This window comes from Tolypothrix sp. VBCCA 56010 (assembly GCF_050875635.1).
In the GTDB taxonomy this organism is placed as follows: domain Bacteria; phylum Cyanobacteriota; class Cyanobacteriia; order Cyanobacteriales; family Nostocaceae; genus Hassallia.
Genome location: NZ_JBPAOH010000082.1, coordinates 1 through 18,253, shown reverse-complemented (window position 1 = coordinate 18,253; position 18,253 = coordinate 1). Strand labels below are relative to the sequence as shown.

The window sequence follows — 18,253 nt, the reverse complement described above, 5'->3', positions numbered from 1 at the left end:
CGTAATTAGAACAAGGACAACTCTTATAGTTATGGTATCGACTCACCCGGCAGGCATTCAACATTCTGGTAGTCAGTATTTACCGGAAACAAGCAGTAAAAATGCCAAATTGTCGCCCAATCAGCAACTTTTACCCTTGAGTGCCAAAGTTAATAGTAATGACTGCCTGGAAATAGGTGGTTGTGATGTCACAACTCTAGTTCAGCAGTATGGTTCGCCTTTATATATTTTGGATGAAGAAACGTTCATTCGCGCTTGTCACCAATACCGAGATTCTTTTAAGCAATACTACAAAGGTGAATCTCAGGTATTGTATGCTTCTAAGGCTTGGAGTTGTTTGGCAATTTGTGCGATCGCCGCTCATCAAGGTTTAGGTGTAGATGTAGCATCAGGAGGCGAACTTTACACAGCACTGCAAGCCGGTGTCAGTCCTGATAAAATCTACCTTCACAGCAATAATAAATCTCGCCAAGAGCTAGTTTTTGCCATTGAATCTGGTTGCACCATCGTGGTGGATAACTGGTATGAGTTGCATACTTTGGTGGAGATAGCCGGGGAAAGGGGACAAGGGGGACAAGAGGGACAAGGGGGACAAGGGGGAATTATTGCTACTTCTCTATCTCCCTCATCTTCCTCATCCCCCCCCTCTCCCCATCCCCCACTCCCCATCCAAATAATGCTGCGGCTGACTCCGGGAATTGAGTGTCACACTCATGAGTATATTCAGACAGGACAGTTAGATACTAAATTTGGCTTCGATCCGAATGCGCTGGATGAATTGTTTACTTTTGTCAGCAAGCAATCACATCTTAACTGCGTGGGATTACATGCTCATATTGGTTCTCAGATTTTTGAACGTCAACCGCATCGCGATTTAGCGGCTTTGATGGTGCAGTGGTTGAGTAAAGCGGCTGGTTACGGTTTAAGCGTGACAGAATTAAATGTTGGTGGCGGTTTGGGGATTAAATATATAGAATCAGACGATCCACCGAGCATTGAAGAGTGGGTAAAACCGATTTGCGAGGTAATTGAATCGGCATGTGCTAGAGAAAATTTACCTTTACCTAAGTTATTATGTGAACCTGGGCGATCGCTAATTGCCACAGCTTGTGTCACTGCTTATACGCTAGGATCGTCCAAAGTTATTCCGGGAATCCGTACCTATGTAGCTGTGGATGGCGGAATGTCTGATAATGCACGACCGATTACTTACCAGTCAGTTTACCGGGCAGTAGTCGCCAATCGCATGTCAACTCCTTTAACCGAAACAGTGACAATTGCTGGTAAACATTGTGAATCAGGGGATATTCTCATAAAAAATGCCCAACTGCCAAAAACTCAACCCGGAGATATTCTCGTAGTAATGGCAACTGGTGCGTACAATTACAGTATGGCATCTAACTACAATCGCATACCGCGATCGGCAGCGGTTATAGTCAAGGATGGCGAAGCAAATTTAATTTTGCAGCGCGAAACTTATCAAGACTTGATTAGACAGGATTGCCTACCAGAAAGACTAAAGAAAGATTTTGGATAAAGCCTGAAGACTGAAAGAAAAGGATGAAGAACAAAGGATAGAGAATGAAAATTTTAGACTTCATGCTTGATAATTCATACTTCATACTTCATCTTTCATCTTTCATACTTTATACTTCATACTTTCACGCCAGATGTCATGGGAGATTGGTGGAAGCAATGGCTGATAAACCTGGGACAGTCTGGGTCTTTGCTGCTTAAAACTCTGGATATAGCCTTAGTACTGGCGCTGACTTACATGATCCTAGTTATTATTAGTGAGCGCCGGACACTGTGGATGGTGCGGGGATTTATTGTGTTGATGCTGGCGTCAGCTCTCAGCAACAGTTTGGGGCTACCACTGTTAAATTTTGTATTAGAAAAATTGGTGATTGGCTGCGCTGTGGCGATGGCTGTAGCGCTCCAATCAGAGTTTCGCCGATTTTTGGAACAATTGGGACGTGGCGAATTTCGTTCGTTATTTCTACCATCGAATCGGACAGTCCCCAAGTCTGATAGTGTGATTGATGAAATTGTCGATGCAGTTAAAGAACTGTCGAAAAACCGGATTGGCGCTTTGCTGATTTTGGAAACTAGCGGTCCAATTGACGAGCGGGATTTTTCTGTGCCCGGAGTAAAGCTAAATGCGGAAGTTTCTAAGGAACTGATACAGACAATTTTTCAGCCAAAAACTCTCTTGCACGATGGAGCGACAATGATCCGTGGATCGCGGATTGTAGCATCTGGTATAATTTTACCGCTTTCGGGACGCACAGCCTCGCGCCAGTTGGGAACACGCCACCGAGCGGCGATGGGAATTACTGAGCGAGTCGAAAATTGCATTTGTGTTGTTGTATCAGAAGAAACGGGTTCTATTTCTTTAGCGGAAAGGGGAATCCTAAATAGACCGCTGACGCTGACGAAGCTGAAAGACTGTTTAGAGGCTCGATTATCGCCAACTGTAGATCGAGAAGCTGTGGCTCCAGGTCTGTTAAGCTTGGTACGTCAGATTCGTAGTAAGGCACTAGCCCTAATTTCACGTTTACTTGGATTACCATCGACCGCTTCGCGAGATAAAAAATGACAGTACACTATACAGAACTGCAATATTTGCCGACAGACTTAAAGCGAGAATTACTGCCCAAACACGTTGCGGTGATTATGGATGGCAATGGTCGATGGGCTAAACGTCAAGGTCTACCCCGAATTATCGGTCACAAACACGGTGTTGATGCGCTGAAGGATTTGCTTCGTTGTTGTAAAGATTGGGGAATTGGTGCGCTGACGGCTTATGCTTTTTCGACTGAGAATTGGAAAAGACCTCAGGAAGAAGTTGATTTTTTGATGACTTTGTTCCAAAGAGTTTTGCGTCAAGAATTGCGCGAAATGGTAGAGGAGAATGTACAAATTAAGTTTGTCGGAAATTTACAGGCTTTACCGCGTATTCTTCAAGAAGAAATTTCCCGTTCTATGGAAGAAACTAAGGATAATCGCGCTATCCGGTTTACAGTTGCTACAAACTACGGTGGAAGACAGGAAATTTTACAAGCTTGTCGAGCGATCGCCGATCAAGTAAAGCTAGGTCTACTTCAACCTGATGAAATTGATGAAGCGACTTTTGAGCGTCATCTTTACACCGCAGGAATTTGCGACCCAGATTTATTAATCCGCACCAGTGGGGAAATGCGAATCTCAAATTTCCTTCTCTGGCAAATGGCTTACGCGGAAATTTATATCACCGAAACTCTGTGGCCCGATTTTGACCGCGCCGAATTTCACCGCGCTTTATCTGCTTATCAGCAACGAGAAAGGCGGTTTGGTAAGGTGTGAAGAGGAGTGGGGGAGGGGGAGAGGGGGAGAGGGGGGGATGGGGGGGACAAGGGGACAAGGGGGACAAGGGGGACAAGGGAGACAAGGGAGACAAGGAGATAAATTCTTCTTTCCCCCCATCTCCTTGTCTCCCCATCCCCCCCTCTCCCACTCCCCCCCATCTCCCCCTCTCCCCCTCCTCTTTTACGGTCCTGAAAAAACCGCTTGTTCTATATCTTGCCGACTGAGGGAGTACTTGAACGATCGCTGTATATCTTGCCCTTTTTCCCCAGAAGGGAAATATCGCACGATGATTTGCTCAATGTCGAGCCAGATTTCTGCTTGCCATAAGGGTCGCTGGACATGCCAACAATGCGGCTGTTGTTCATCTTGCTGACAGCCTTGGTTTTTTAACCACTGCTCAATCTGAGGTAGGGGGTGGTTGTATAAGGGAGTATCGGCGGAAACTTTCTTCATGATTTGCGTCAAAAGTCAAGGATAAAATAAATAATTTTTACTTCTTAATTTCTAGAGAATTATTCGTTTGAGAAAAGTGATAAATTTGCTCTTGAACTACTGGCGTTGGTGGTGTAAGTTGTGTTTTGAAGGCAGCATCGCCACGAGTTAAGCCGATGGCGATCGCCAATAACAAGCAACCAAGAATAGTTAACCCCATAATAAATAAAGCAAAGATTTCGCCTTGTGAAAGCGGGCGATCGCTGGCATCAAGGTAAGCTGATTTTGACCAATCATAAAACTTAGCGACGGGATGGTTCAAGTCAGCGGGTGCTTGAATCACGCCAAAGCGAGAGTAGCCTATTTTTAAATCGTAGCTTAATCGGCGTTCTGGGCTGCTGAGAGTGGCATAAGCTTCGTTGAGTTGCTGAAATTTAGCAGTAGCGATCGCAGCAGGTAAGTCTGTAGTATCTGGATGAAAGCGTTTGCTTAGTTCCCGATAGGCATGACGGATTTCGATTACCGATGCCGAGGGATGCAGTTCTAGCAAGGAGTAATAGGTAGGTTCACTCCTTTGTGGCATTGCCCCGTTTTGATTCACGGCTGTTTGAGTCACCATTAGCTCAAGTTTTTTCTTATTTTAAACCTGAGGATGGTTGAGTAGGCGATCGCACGCTCAATCTCTTATCCGATTTCCTTTGAGTCTAGTAAACTTCCGGAGTGATTACCAATGTCAACTTTCCACAGCTTTTCCGTCGTCAGTGAAGTAAAATAAAACTCTTTGGTCGTACTCTATGCTCAAACTCCATAATTCTTTAAGCTTCCCTGATAACTTGTGAGTTTTCAAGCTTTGGTCAAAAGGATCGTTTATAAACAGCTCCAATTTTTGCCAAAACTTCGTTTCCAAGTCTACATTTCCTTTAATTCGCTTTTTAAAACCACGTTTAAATGATGAACTAAAACTGACTTCCACCATTAATCTTCTATCAGTTGTTTTAGTTCGTTGATGTTATTAGAGAATTGAAGTTTCCCGTTTTGCTCTTCTGCTTGGCTTATTTTCAAGTTTTCATATATTTCCTCTCGACGTTCTTCGCGCAAGTACTGGCTTAATAGTAGTTGAATTTCTTGTTTCTCTTCAATCGAAAGACTTTTGATTGTTTCTACTAAGTCACTAAAACTCATAAGCTGAAATATCTCGTAGTTTTTGTTCTTTGAATGTATTCATTGCATCTCATCACTATCACAATAAATCAGCGCGAGGTTTAAAGGTTTCAATTTGCCGTAATTTTTCGTATAATTCTTTTTCTTCTTGGCTAATAGTTTTCGGAGTAACTATCTGAATTTCCACTAATTGATCGCCGCGTTTACCTGCTTCGTTGGGGTAGCCTTTATTAGCGAGACGAAATCGTTGACCAGACCTAACTCCTTGGGGAATTGACATTTTCACCAGTCCATCGAGAGTTGGTGCTTCTACCTGTCCTCCTAAAACGGCTTCGCTGGGAGTCACAGGTACTTGACAAAATATATTTAAGCCTTCTAGTTTAAATAAAGGATGCGGTTCAACTGTAATTTTTAGGTACAAGTCTCCCCCACCAATGCCTTGGTTACGCAAGCGGATGGTTTGACCTGTTACCATACCTGGAGGCATAGTCACTTCTAGCGATCGCCCATCTTCTAAACGAATGCGTTCGTTGCCACCTGTATAAGCTTTTTCTAGTGGTAAAGTTAATCTCGCTTCTATATCTCGACGACTAGTGCGAGGAGTTTTCGGTACTGTATATTCAACTTTGCTTCTGGGGGTACGATATGGATCGCCCTTAGCGCCATTCGTAGAATTACTTGCCCCATTTTGATTTTTTACACCGACAACTTGATTGATAAAGTCCTCAAAATTGGCAAAATCGCTGGGGTTTACATCTTGAGTATTAGTGCGATCGCTTTTTTGATTACCCCAACCTTTACCCTTTGATGGTTGTTTGCCACTAAAGCCTCTTTGATTCCAGTAGCGGCTAAACTGATCGTATTGCGCTCGTTTGGTTGGATCGCTAAGGATTTCATAAGCTTCACCGATATCCTTAAATTTGTCTTCGGCTGCTTTGTTTCCCGGATTTAAGTCTGGGTGATACTGCCGTGCTAATCGGCGATAATTCTTTTTAATTTCCTCACTTGAGGCTTCTTTAGGTACTCCTAAAATTTCGTAATAATCGCGAAAATTCTGCAAATTTTGCATAGTCAGTTTAACTATATATTTGATATTTTATTAATATTTAATGGCTAATAGTGCTATTAACTATTACTTGTTACCGAGAACCAAATCCGAATCAATCAATTTCATTTTGGCGTTACTAATATGATGATACAAGGGCGGAAAATTCCGCCCATTCAAAGGCACTATTACCAGTCGTCGTCTTCATCATCCCAGTTATCTTGGTAACTTGGACGCGATCGCCTCTGGGAACCGCTGTCATAGGAGGAGGGACGATCTTGATCTCTATAGTCGCGGTTGCCGCTGTAATCTCTGTTGTTGCCGTAGTCTCTGTTGTTGCCGCTGTAATCTCTGTTGTTGCCGTAGTCTCTGTTGTTGCCGTAGTCTCTGCCATAAGAATCGCGATCGCGATAATTATCTCTTAAATTGTCTCGTTCGCGTTCTTTTTCGCCAGTGAAGATTTCCTTAATCGTGCCAAACAAGTCATCTTCTTCGTCGTCAGCGTAATATTGGCGAACTTCCCGATTTAGATCGTATAAAGCATCTTGCAGGTCAGCGTAAGTTTGGTCAATACCGCGATCGTCATTTTTTTGTAAACTTTCGCGTAGTTCCCGACAAATACTGTCAATTCGTTGACGCCGGTTTCGGGCAAACTGCATTCCAAAATCTAGCGTCACTTCTCTAAGTTGTCTTTCTGCTGATAAAATTAAAGCCTCGGAACGGGTGCGTTTTTCTACACGTTCTTTGCGTTCTCGGTCTTCATCAGCATATTTTTGAGCATCCTGAATCATTCGGTTAACTTCCGACTCGCTTAAGGTGGAAGCACCTTGAATGGTGACGCTTTGCTCTCGTCCTGTAGTTCTATCTAAAGCTGTTACCTGTAAAATACCGTTGGCATCGATATCAAAAGATACCTGAATCTGCGGTACTCCTCTTGGTGCTGGGGGAATGCCATACAGCTTGAACCGTCCCAAAGACTTGTTATTTGCTGCCATTTCTCGTTCACCTTGGACTGCGTGAATTTCCACAGTATTTTGGTTATTTTCTGATGTGGAAAAAATGTCCGATCGCCTGACTGGTATAGTTGTATTGCGAGGAATCAGCTTTTTCATCACGCCGCCGATGGTTTCCAAGCCGATAGATAAAGGCGTGACATCCAAAAGCAGCACATCCTTAAGTTCTCCGGCGAGAATACCCGCTTGAATTGCCGCACCCACTGCCACAACTTCATCGGGGTTAACATTTTCGTTGGGTTCGATGCCGATTAAGTCACGCACTAACTGCTTTACCATTGGAATGCGGGTACAACCGCCTACCAAGACGACTTCATCAATATCTTCGGGTATCAAACCGGCATCTTTCAACGCTCTTTTGACTGGTGTTCTGACGCGACTTATCAAGTCGGTGCATAAACCTTCAAATTCCGAGCGAGTTAGGCGAGTTTCTATATGTTTGGGACCTTCTTCGGTGGCGGTGATGAAGGGTAAGTTAATATCGGTGACGCTGACGGCGGAAAGTGCGATTTTTGCGTTTTCCGCAGCTTCCATTAGACGTTGTAAAGCTTGGCGATCGCTTCTTCTTAAATCTACACCTTCTGTTTCCAAAAATTTCTCTGCCAACCAATCTACTATCTTTTTGTCAAAATCATTACCGCCTAACTGCGTATCTCCACTAGTGGCTTTGACTTCAAACACGCCATCGCCAACTTCTAAAATAGATACGTCAAAGGTGCCACCACCCAAATCGAATACTAAGATTGTCTCCGTATCACCGCGATCCAATCCATAAGCTAAAGAAGCGGCGGTAGGTTCGTTAAGAATTCGCAGGACATCTAAACCAGCAATTCGACCAGCATCTCGCGTCGCTTGCCGCTGAGAATCGTTAAAATAAGCAGGAACGGTAATTACTGCCCCGGTGACTGTATCGCCTAAGTAACGACTCGCATCGTCTGCCAGTTTTTTCAGCACCATTGCCGAAACTTCTTCTGGGGCGAAGTCTTTACTGAGTTTGGGACAGACTATTTTAATATTGCCTACTTCGTCTTTGCGAATCGTGTAGGGTACTCGCTTTGATTCTGGACTCAGTTCGCTATACCTGCGCCCGATGAAGCGTTTCACGGCAAAGAAGGTATTTTGGGGGTTACTAATGGTTTGACGCCGCGCCATTTGCCCAACGATTCTTTCGCCTTCTTTGCTAAAGCCAACGACGGAGGGGGTTGTTCGCATTCCTTCTGCATTGGCAATCACCACCGGCTTGCCACCCTCCATGACGGCGACTACTGAGTTGGTTGTACCCAAGTCGATGCCGACTACCTTGCCCATGCGTTGCTGTTCTCCTAAAGTGTCTAATAAATTTTATTTGTTTGCAAGCAATGCTTGATTTATTCTATCTTGCAGTTGGGAATTACACGTTCAAACAGCGTTCATTGCTTAATACATGTGAATTTAAAAAATCTTCTGCAAACTCATCTTACGTTTATAGCCCGCGATCGCGATCCATATTTGGCGACAGGGGGACATTTTTTTGTCCAACAATACATCAAAGAACAATTTGAACAATCGGGAAGTGTGGAAATCCACACCTTTGAGGTAAAGGGCAAAGCTTGTAAAAACCTGATATTGAATTTACCTGGGCGATCGCCTCATAAGGATTTACCACCAATTTTAATTGCAGCACATTATGATGCCGTACCGGGAACACCTGGGGCTGATGATAATGCTACAGGTGTAGCCGTGTTGCTGGAATTGGCAAGAATGTTTGCCACGCAACCAATTAAATATCCTTTGCGATTGGTAGCTTTTGATATGGAAGAATACGGTTTACTTGGTCCTTCTGGTGCATCTGAGTACGCATCCCAATTGCGACAACAACAGCAACCGTTACGCTTGATGATTGCTTTAGAAATGCTAGGTTATTGCGATTCTACCCCTGGTTCGCAACACTATCCAGCTCCTTTAGAACGCTTTTACCCAAATCGAGGCGATTTTATTGCTTTAATTGGCAATTTACGGACAATTCCCGATTTAATTCGCTTAAGTCGCAATATTCGCAAATCTGGGACACCTAGCGAGTGGCTACCTGTGCCAAATAGAGGTTTAATACTTCCACAGACACGACTTAGCGATCATGCTCATTTTTGGGATCAAGGCTATCCGGCGATGATGGTGACAGATACTGCTAATATGCGAAATCCACATTATCACAAACCTAGTGATACTATTGCCACTTTGAATTTAGATTTTCTTACAGGCGTCTGTCAAGGTTTGGAAAAAGGTATTAGAAAGTTGTGAAAAATTTGTCGGGGTGGGGTTTCCCCATCCCTAACTTGACGACAATCGATGCGATCGCAATCATTAATCGGTATATAGCAGCCAAATCCTTTATAAACCCGGTTTCTCCCAGAACCGGGTTTCTGGGCATAGTGAATTTTCACAAATCATATACGATTGCTATATGTAGCTAAAGCCAACAAATACAATAAATGGGAAATCACGGTCGCTCAGAATTGCGTAAATGTGTATATATTTGGGAAAAGCCAGCACTGTGACAATAGAGGAAACTAATCTTTTAACTGAGGCAAATCGCGTAAACGAGTTTGCGGGTTTTGTCTGTTGGAAGTTGTAAAAATTCCTTCAAACCTTTACAAACAAGTTTGAGTCCCCCGACCAAATTAAAGTTTTGGTGGTCTTCATTTGGTCGGGGTTTAAATCAAGAGTACCAAATTCTTTTCCCCTTTCCCCTTCATCTCAATTGGTTAGATTACCTTGATGCGATCGCACATAGGGATTAAACTTAATTAAATCGTCGATATTGCGTTTCATTGTGTTACAAATAGTCTCTAATTGCAAGTCATTTGCATCATGACCAAAGGGGTTTTCTATCTCTATACCAATCGCTTCAATGCCAAACAAAGTAAAACTAACCAAAGCTGTAATTAAACCCGTCCACCATCCCAGACTTTCCACTAGTTGAAAAGGTAGTAAAAAGCAATATATTAATAGTAATTGTTTCAAATGGATAGCATAAGCTAGAGGTATAGGCGTTTTTAAAATGCGTTCGCAAGCTCCTAAATTATCCACCAGATTATTTAATAAGTCTTGTATAGCTATTAACTGATAGTTATTTAGGCAATTACGCTTGTATTGCCTTTGTAAATAATCACCAATCCAGAAAGCAATCTTTAAAGGGGGATTATTCAAAGTTTTTAGTTTTAGATACCGAGAATGTGTCATGAGTTCTTCTAACTCACTATTGACAGGTTCTCCCCGCAGGTGGTATTTAGTTGCTACAGAAAAAGCAACCAATAAATATAATGCCGCCGTTTTATTTTCTTTATCCTCTGGGGTTATTTCATCAATCGATACCAAAATATGTCGTGCTAAATTTCGCGTATTATTCACCATAGAACCCCAGCATTTTCTACCTTCCCAAAATCGGTCGTAAGCTGTGTTTGTGCGAAAAACAAGTAATAAACCTAAAACAATACTGGGAATAACGCTTTCAAAAATAGGCTGAGAAACAGGTAATTTTAAATAGTAAAGCAAAGAAACGAAAATACCGAAAAAACCACAAGCCAGAACTCTTCTATAAATTGCTGAGACAATCGAGCCTTTTAATTGAAAAGCTAGTTTTAACCAATGAAATTTTTTGCTTGTCATGCAGTTCCCGTCAATAAAATTTACCGATATGAGGATCTGATAACGTAAAAATAATAACTCTGCAAGTAGTACAAATGACAACGAGAAATCTACCGATGTCAATTTTCAAGGGTAAAAAGCCGTACATTTACTGATATTCTGGCAAAACACTTTGATGAGTAATCGGTGATTCATCGATTGCTGTAGAAAAGCAGTATACTAAATGCAGCAACACTCCTTTGAGGAATCTGCTAATGACAGCATCGGTAGAACGTATCCCGCCATTAGAAAGTGGCGATCGCCTCTCTCGCGACGAATTTGAGCGTCGATATACCGCAATGCCGCATATCAAAAAAGCAGAACTGATAGAAGGAATAGTGTATATGGCGTCACCTCTACGTTTTAACAGTCATGGAAAACCCCACGCACAGTTAATTACTTGGTTGGCAGTTTACCAAGTTTCTACTCCAGGCGTCGAGTTAGGTGATAATGTCACAGTACGCCTGGATTTAGATAATGAACCACAGTCCGATGTTGTACTGTTAATTGATGAGCGCTTGGGGGGACAAGCACGTATTAGTGATGATGATTATGTAGAAGGTGCCCCGGAGTTAGTTGTAGAAGTCGCAGCTAGCAGCGCGGCAAATGATTTACATGATAAGAAAAAAGCATATCGTCGGAACGGCGTTCAAGAATATATCGTTTGGCAGATTTTAGAAAATAAACTTAACTGGTTCAGCTTGCAAAATAGCGAATATGTATCATTAGAACCAAATACAGATGGTATTATTAAAAGTCGCGTATTTCCCGGTTTGTGGTTAGATGTAACTGCATTGCTTGCAGGGTAAATGACAAAAGTTTTAGCGGTAGTGCAACAAGGGTTAAATAGTCAAGAACACGCAGAATTGGTGCAGCGTTTGACACGGGAGTCTTAAATTAATTGACAAAATTATTGTTATAAAAAATCGGTGAGCTGCTGTCCCCAGAAAAAACTAACATTATCTTTATAAGTACTAAATATTCCTTGACAGACTCATGGGTTACTACATCGCTCCTCGCTTTCTGGATAAACTTGCCGTCCACATCACGAAAAACTTCCTGAATATTCCCGGTGTGCGAGTACCGGTGATTTTGGGAATTCACGGACGTAAAGGCGAGGGAAAGACTTTTCAATGTGAGTTAGTCTTTGAGAAAATGGGGATCGAGGTGACTCTCATCTCTGGTGGTGAACTGGAAAGTCCAGATGCGGGAGATCCAGCGCGTCTGATTCGGCTGCGCTATCGAGAAACAGCAGAACTAATTAAGGTGCGCGGCAAAATGTGCGTGCTGATGATTAACGATTTAGATGCGGGTGCGGGACGCTTTGATGAAGGTACGCAATACACTGTAAATACGCAGTTGGTGAATGCCACGCTGATGAATATTGCTGATAATCCTACCGATGTGCAACTTCCCGGAAGCTATGACTCAACACCATTAAATCGCGTGCCGATTATTGTCACGGGTAATGATTTTTCTACTCTTTACGCACCGTTAATTCGCGATGGTCGGATGGAGAAATTTTACTGGGAACCAGACCGCGATGACAAGGTGGGAATTGTTGGCGGGATTTTTGAATCGGATGGACTTTCGCAACGAGATGTGGAAAAATTGGTTGATACTTTTATCAAGCAGTCAATTGACTTTTTTAGCGCTTTGCGATCGCGCATTTATGACGAACAAATCCGCAACTTTATCCATCAAATCGGTTTTGAGCGGATCTCTCGACGTATAGTTAACAGTGCCGAGAAACCACCAGAATTTCAAAAGCCTAATTTTAGCTTGTCTCACTTAATTGAGATAGGCAATTTTATGGTAAGCGAACAAAAACGGGTGGAAAATTCTCAGTTGGTTGATGAGTACAATCGCTTAAACCGAGGCAGAAATAATCAACCAGCACCTACAAGCGCTGTCAAGCCAGCTAGTCAACCGTCAAGAAATAGTTCAAACGAACCTGCGAAAACGAATGGATTTAACCAACAGCAAACATCAAGTACGCACTTGACTTTAGAAACACAACAGGAAATACGTAATATTTTATCCCAAGGTTATAAAATTGGCATTGAACACGTAGACGAAAGACGCTTTCGCACCGGTTCTTGGCAAAGTTTTGCGGTTCCGCAAATTGATGCTGAATCTGACGCAATTTCAACTTTAGAATTTTTCCTCGCCGAACATGCTAACGAATATGTCCGCTTGGTGGGAATCGATCCTCAGTCAAAACGCCGAGTTCTAGAAACGATTATCCAACGTCCGAATCGTACAGGCAGCACAGCGCCTAGCCTAGATATCACGCCTCTTAATCAGCCCTTGAGCAATCGTACAATTCAACCTGCACCTTTTTCAAATAAATTAAACCAACAGCAAACATCAAGTACGCATTTGACTTTAGAAACACAACAGGAAATACGTAATATTTTATCTCAAGGTTATAAAATTGGCATAGAACACGTAGACGAAAGACGCTTTCGCACCGGTTCTTGGCAAACTTTTGCGGTTCCGCAAATTGACGCTGAATCTGACGCAATTTCAACTTTAGAATTTTTTCTCGCCGAACATGCTAACGAATATGTCCGCTTGGTGGGAATCGATCCTCAGTCAAAACGCCGAGTTCTAGAAACGATTATTCAACGTCCGAATGGTAAAGGCAGCACAAATTATCAAGCTGCGCCTAGCCTAAATATCACGCCTCTTAATCAGCCCTTGAGCAATCGTACAATTCAACCTGCACCTTTTTCAAATAAATTCAACCAACAGCAAACATCAAGTACGCACTTGACTTTAGAAACACAAGGGCAAGTACGTCGGATGTTATCTCAAGGTTATAAAATTGGCATTGAACACGTAGATGAAAAAGGCTTCCGCACTGATTCTTGGCAAAGTTTTACGGTTCCACAAATTGATGGTGAATCCGATCCAATCTCAACTTTGGAATTTTTTCTCGCGGAACATCCCAACGAATATGTGCGCTTGGTAGGAATCGAACCCATAGGAAAACGTCGAGTTACAGAAACGATTATCCAGCGTGCGGATGTTAATACAAGCAATACAAATTATCAATCAGCACCTAGCTTAGGTATCACCCCACCGAATCAGCCTTTTAACAATCCTGTAACTCAACCTGTTCCTTCAAATACATTCAACAAACAACAGGCAGCGAGTACGCATTTAACCTTAGAAACACAACAGGAAATACGTAATATTTTATCTCAAGGTTATAAAATTGGCATTGAACATGTAGATGAAAGACGCTTTCGCACTGGTTCTTGGCAAACTTTTGCGGTTCCCCAAATTGATGCCGAATCTGACGCAATATCAACTTTGGAATTTTTTCTCGCGGAACATAGTAACGAATATGTGCGCTTGGTAGGAATCGAACCCAATGGAAAACGCCGGGTTGTGGAAACGATTATCCAACGTCCGAATGGTAAAGCCAGCTAATTAAAAGGCGTTGCATTCATTGCAACCGTCGTAGAGACGTTCCGCCGGAACGTCTCTACAATATGTATGATTGGCGATACATTATATCATCAATTCAATTTCCGGAATTACTGCTTTTTCCAAAGTTCAGTAAATCTCTTGTATACATCTGGAGATATCTGACTTTGTAAGTAATTGAGCGCTCTGTCTTGATGCGGTTTTGCTACATAAGAATTGCACACATCCGTCAGCTTAACTATCGAAGGGTTGACATCATTGGTTTGTCGCCACTGGTTGGTAAACTCAATTAAAATGTCTGAGCTTAACTGAGCTTGTAAATAATTTAGTGCCTCAACATAATTAGGCTTTTTCGGATTCTGTTTGAATTGAATGCAAACATCTATCAACCTAATATTATTCACTGGTAAACTTGGTTGACTTAGAATTGTACGCGCTTGCTTGTCAGCAATACCATTCACCGTCAAACCCTGTTTTTGCTCAAATCTCTTCACCGCTTCATAAGTATTTGGTCCATAATACGGTTGAGTTGAGGGTATCTGAGCATCAGTGGCGAAACCGTGGCGCTTCAAGTTATTCTGAAGAGCGACAATTGTATCATGCAACACCTTCTTGGTTTGATCGCCAGCAAAGCCATCTGCTTTGAGGGGTGGGTAATCTTGCTGAAACTTTTTGATTGCGGTGACGGTGCGTTCATCCGTCAAAGGGTTATTATTCGTCTTCCAGGGAGGATTGCTACCAGGATTGCTATCAGGAGCTAAATATCCGAAGCCGATTAAGATATTACGAATGGCTTCATTGCTGTAGTTAGTTGCCATGCTTTTTGGTTCCTTAATTACTAAATTACTGATGCTGAAAGCTGGTAAGACCGCTTTAAAGTTTACACCTTCGTAGGCTTTGGCGATCGCACTGATTTCAACTTATGTACATAGATAAAGGTTGATATCACTTTTATTTATGTAGCGATCGCAAACAGAAAAATTGTTGTAAATCCTCTGAGCAAAAAAATTATTCCCAGGATTTACAACAATTCTTTTAACCTAAGAGATTCTCACAACTAATGCATAAGATTGTGGCTGAATAATTCGGTTAGCACGCACCACAATTTCCAGCTTTCCTGGAGCTACATTAGTCCAAACAATCTGTTCAACATTATTTCGTCGGTCGAAATCTGTTGAGGATGGCGGCATATTTCCGTGTCGCTCCTCACCATTTGCACGCACAATTAAATCTAAGTCATTTTGAAGAGCTTCACCGGGGAAATCAGTCCATACTAATGTCACCTTCAAAACAGAGTTTGACTGACTGATTTCTACTTCAGTTTTTTCCTCTTCTCCCGTATCAAGTTTTGTGCTTTCATCCTTGAAAGTAACCTGCTCCGAATCGTTTCTCGGTCCTACCGTTGCGGCTAAATCAACTCGACCAAATCCTTCTGAGAGGTTGGGAATTTCTCCGGCTTCCGAGGGAACATATTGACCGGCGATGTCTTTAGCTCCATTAATTAACATTGCCTTAACTAGAGCCGCACTTGGTTGGTGATTCTGTTGCAAAAAATACTCTCTCACCACAGCAGCGCAGCCTGCAACTAGCGGTGTAGCCATGCTAGTACCAGCTAGAAAAGCATAAAGGGGGTCTGTGGAGTTGCCAAAGAATGAATCAATTCTTGCGTCTCGCGAAAGAGTCGAGAGAATCGCAGTTCCGGGAGCAACAACATCTGGCTTGATTCGCTCGTTTTGAGTAGGTCCTCGACTGCTAAAAGCCGCCATCCCATCGGGGTTGTTAGACCAGCCATCCGAGGCGATCGGCTCGGCGCTATAGCGACCCAAAAGCCTATATGGTTTTGATTGGTCTGGTCTGTTATTTTCAGAGGCTCCAACTGTAATACAATTCTTTGCTGTTCCGGGTGCGGCGATCGTTTTATTATCAATCACGCCGTTGCGATCTGTGTCAGCGCCTTCGTTACCCGCAGCAAAGCAGATAACCATGTCTCGATGTTCCCAAACAAATTGGTCTACTTGTTGAGAATCTACCGTATATTGTCCGCGTGTTGGCGCTCCCCAAGAGTTTGTATGAACGCGGGCTGCGTCATTATCGTAAGGTTGTTTGAATAAGTTGTTCAGATCGTCCGGAAGTCCTCCCAAACCTCCTCTGGAATCGAGAACCGATTGCAGCACCAGCTTGGCTTTAGGAGCGGTTCCTTGAATCGGACCCCCCATCGTGTCAGATTTGCCATCGCCCAAAACCGAGCCAGCTACGTGCGTACCGTGTCCTTGAGGGTCATTAGCGGTTGACCGTCCCAAGGGGTAAAGCTTAACTACTCTGTCTGTGAAGGCAGGATGAACGTCTGTGGTTGAACCTTTGTCAAAGCCAGTGTCGGCTATAGCGACGATTTGACCTTCTCCTTGCAAATTGACTGTGCTGTGTGTCTGGTCTGCTTTCAGCACTTTGAGAGCTACATTATTGAAAAGTTGCCGTGGCACGTTTTCTTCAATGTGTCGCACCTCGTCTATTTTTGCCAAATCATCAAGATATTGAGGTTGAACCGAGAGTTTTATTGAGTTGCTACTAAATTCTAGATCGCTCTTGTTTAGTCTGGCAGCTGTAGCAATGCGATCGCGCAACTTCTCATCAATGGCAACATGATTATGAAACACCACTGTGACTTGTTTTGGCTGCCGCAACAGTGATATGTCAGCAGTTTTTATCGCTAACAGATTCGCCGTATCATTTTTGCCTCCTATCACCAACTGAGGCGCGATTTTGAAGCCTTCTAAATAAACATTCGCCCACTCAACAAAAGGCAAATCCCGAATTGCATCCAAATTAGAAGGATTGTAACGACAAATGTAAGTATTTTCCGGTACAAATTCCAGAATTTCTGCACCTAACTCTGATAGCTGACTTTTCTGCTCGCGGTTCAAAGGTTGAGTCGATTGGATGAGAATATAATTTGATTTGGAACTGTCAGCACTAATTAGATTAGCAGAGATTATTGCATTTCTCTGAGCATCTGGATCGATTGATATACCGTTGATGGTTATCTTAGCCATAGTTTTCTTTGCCTCTTCATCTGAGATAATTTATCCAAGCATTCTTATCTCTGCTTGGATTATGATTAAATACTTGTTCAAGCCTCTCGATTCCTAAAACAGATTTGTGCAAATATGCGAAACACTCTTCTTCGTAGTGAGCGGTGAACCGCTCAAATATAAAAATTTTAAGGGATAGAGCCGCTTACTACAATTACTCTCAAGACTGTAGGGTGCGTTGTCGGGCAACGCAACGCACCTTTCACAGTCGTTGGTGCGTTAGCTAAAAGCATAACGCAACAGACCCTAAAGCGCGGCGTTGCCTGCTTGACTAGGATTCTGTCCGTCGAACCGACGAAAGGAGGAATATCCACACCGCTTTAAGCCAGACCCTACAATTTAAGTTTCTTAACATAATTTGAAATCTTCTTGCCTACTTACTTATCGAGAAGACAGATAATCTTGTAAATCTTTTGTACGTTGTTTTGTCAGTCTCTCCAAACAGCCGTTACGAAAGATTTCATAACCTGTGCCGCCACGAGAGCTATATACTTCAAAATTGCAGTTGTTATCGCGAAACTTAATCCATGACTGTTGTCCAGTAACTAGTAACTGCTTTGGCTCGCTGCTTAAGCTGGAAACGACTTGCTGATAAACTTGATTGAGTTTTTTATCTGCGGCTTGGTAAGATTGTTGAGAACAAAATTTCAATTCTGGTGTCGCTACCGCCTTAGAGCAATTAATTGTTCGTGTTTGAGCAATGCTGGGCAAAGAAATTACTAAAATTGATAACGGTGCGATCGCCACCAAGACAAATGTGCTAATTAATCGTTTATACATAGCTACTTTTGGTATATAAAAAGTCGCTTATATGGAAATTAAACATAATTTCCAACGAGAATCATTTTCAAGGTAGTATAAAGCCTTACATTTTTATGCAAAATTTCCAAAAGTCTTAAGATTTGCAGTCAGCTAAGTACAATTAAGCGTAAAAGCGTAGCGTTTTTAAATGCAGGGGGACACAATCGCATTGTATCGAGTGACAATCGCATTGTATCGAGTGACAATCGCATTGTATCGAGTGACAATCGCATTGTATCGAGTGACAATCGCATTGTATCGAG

General features: G+C 42.6%; 16 protein-coding genes and 1 pseudogene. 7 read left to right on the top strand and 10 right to left on the bottom strand.

Annotation, left to right across the window (positions count from 1 at the left end; translation table 11 throughout):
• The first annotated feature begins 31 nt into the window (after positions 1–31).
• From lysA to AABK37_RS24500, 4 genes are all read left to right on the top strand, one after another.
• Positions 32–1,537: a diaminopimelate decarboxylase gene (gene lysA, locus AABK37_RS24515; protein ID WP_432554131.1), complete on the top strand. Its 1,506-nt coding sequence runs from the start codon at positions 32–34 to the stop codon at positions 1,535–1,537.
• A 138-nt stretch (positions 1,538–1,675) separates the two neighbouring features.
• Complete coding sequence (gene cdaA / locus AABK37_RS24510; protein ID WP_432554130.1) at positions 1,676–2,599, top strand: diadenylate cyclase CdaA; 924 nt, start codon at positions 1,676–1,678, stop codon at positions 2,597–2,599.
• Positions 2,596–3,345, top strand: coding sequence for a polyprenyl diphosphate synthase (gene uppS / locus AABK37_RS24505; protein ID WP_432554129.1), 750 nt, complete (start codon positions 2,596–2,598; stop codon positions 3,343–3,345). The genes cdaA and uppS overlap by 4 nt, the downstream gene beginning before the upstream one ends.
• Positions 3,342–3,572, top strand: coding sequence for a hypothetical protein (locus AABK37_RS24500; RefSeq protein ID WP_432554128.1), 231 nt, complete (start codon positions 3,342–3,344; stop codon positions 3,570–3,572). Before uppS ends, AABK37_RS24500 begins: the two co-directional genes overlap by 4 nt.
• On the opposite strand, the gene AABK37_RS24495 is transcribed toward AABK37_RS24500, so the two are convergent.
• From AABK37_RS24495 to dnaK, 5 genes are all read right to left on the bottom strand, one after another.
• Positions 3,529–3,801 carry a DUF3143 domain-containing protein gene (locus AABK37_RS24495; RefSeq protein ID WP_432554127.1) on the bottom strand — a complete coding sequence of 91 codons (273 nt, stop codon included), beginning with the start codon at positions 3,799–3,801 and terminating at the stop codon, positions 3,529–3,531. The two genes, AABK37_RS24500 and AABK37_RS24495, sit on opposite strands and share 44 nt — an antisense overlap.
• Positions 3,802–3,838: 37 nt before the next feature.
• Positions 3,839–4,363 (bottom strand): J domain-containing protein, encoded by a 525-nt coding sequence (locus AABK37_RS24490; protein WP_432554145.1) that lies wholly within the window; start codon positions 4,361–4,363, stop codon positions 3,839–3,841.
• A 392-nt stretch (positions 4,364–4,755) separates the two neighbouring features.
• Positions 4,756–4,962: a hypothetical protein gene (locus AABK37_RS24485; RefSeq protein ID WP_432554126.1), complete on the bottom strand. Its 207-nt coding sequence runs from the start codon at positions 4,960–4,962 to the stop codon at positions 4,756–4,758.
• Positions 4,963–5,020: 58 nt separating this feature from the next.
• A complete protein-coding gene (locus AABK37_RS24480) occupies positions 5,021–6,010 on the bottom strand; it encodes a DnaJ C-terminal domain-containing protein (protein ID WP_432554125.1) in 990 nt (329 codons plus the stop codon).
• Positions 6,011–6,174: 164 nt separating this feature from the next.
• Positions 6,175–8,307 (bottom strand): molecular chaperone DnaK, encoded by a 2,133-nt coding sequence (gene dnaK, locus AABK37_RS24475; protein ID WP_432554124.1) that lies wholly within the window; start codon positions 8,305–8,307, stop codon positions 6,175–6,177.
• A gap of 117 nt (positions 8,308–8,424) precedes the next feature.
• Here dnaK and AABK37_RS24470 point away from each other — a divergent pair, with 117 nt between their 5' ends.
• On the top strand, positions 8,425–9,276 hold the full coding sequence (locus tag AABK37_RS24470; protein WP_432554123.1) for a M28 family peptidase: 852 nt from the start codon (positions 8,425–8,427) through the stop codon (positions 9,274–9,276).
• Here the strand turns inward: AABK37_RS24470 and AABK37_RS24465 are convergent.
• Together AABK37_RS24465 and AABK37_RS24460 are read right to left on the bottom strand one after the other, a co-directional pair.
• Entirely contained in the window at positions 9,263–9,406 is a 144-nt protein-coding gene (locus tag AABK37_RS24465) for a hypothetical protein (RefSeq protein WP_432554122.1), read from the bottom strand. The genes AABK37_RS24470 and AABK37_RS24465 overlap by 14 nt on opposite strands.
• 326 nt (positions 9,407–9,732) lie before the next feature.
• Complete coding sequence (locus tag AABK37_RS24460; RefSeq protein ID WP_432554121.1) at positions 9,733–10,644, bottom strand: bestrophin family protein; 912 nt, start codon at positions 10,642–10,644, stop codon at positions 9,733–9,735.
• A gap of 233 nt (positions 10,645–10,877) precedes the next feature.
• Between AABK37_RS24460 and AABK37_RS24455 the strand changes: the two are divergent.
• Both AABK37_RS24455 and AABK37_RS24450 read left to right on the top strand, forming a co-directional pair.
• Positions 10,878–11,558: pseudogene (locus AABK37_RS24455) on the top strand (Uma2 family endonuclease).
• A gap of 100 nt (positions 11,559–11,658) precedes the next feature.
• A complete protein-coding gene (locus tag AABK37_RS24450; RefSeq protein WP_432554120.1) occupies positions 11,659–14,103 on the top strand; it encodes a ribulose bisphosphate carboxylase small subunit in 2,445 nt (814 codons plus the stop codon).
• Positions 14,104–14,210: 107 nt separating this feature from the next.
• Here AABK37_RS24450 and AABK37_RS24445 read toward each other — a convergent pair whose 3' ends face one another.
• The 3 genes from AABK37_RS24445 to AABK37_RS24435 form a co-directional block, all read right to left on the bottom strand.
• A complete protein-coding gene (locus AABK37_RS24445; RefSeq protein WP_432554119.1) occupies positions 14,211–14,918 on the bottom strand; it encodes a peptidoglycan-binding domain-containing protein in 708 nt (235 codons plus the stop codon).
• A 222-nt stretch (positions 14,919–15,140) separates the two neighbouring features.
• Positions 15,141–17,150, bottom strand: a complete 2,010-nt coding sequence (locus AABK37_RS24440) for a S8 family serine peptidase (RefSeq protein ID WP_432554118.1) — start codon at positions 17,148–17,150, stop codon at positions 15,141–15,143.
• 420 nt (positions 17,151–17,570) lie between these two features.
• Positions 17,571–17,969: a lysozyme inhibitor LprI family protein gene (locus AABK37_RS24435; RefSeq protein WP_432554117.1), complete on the bottom strand. Its 399-nt coding sequence runs from the start codon at positions 17,967–17,969 to the stop codon at positions 17,571–17,573.
• Positions 17,970–18,253 lie beyond the last annotated feature (284 nt).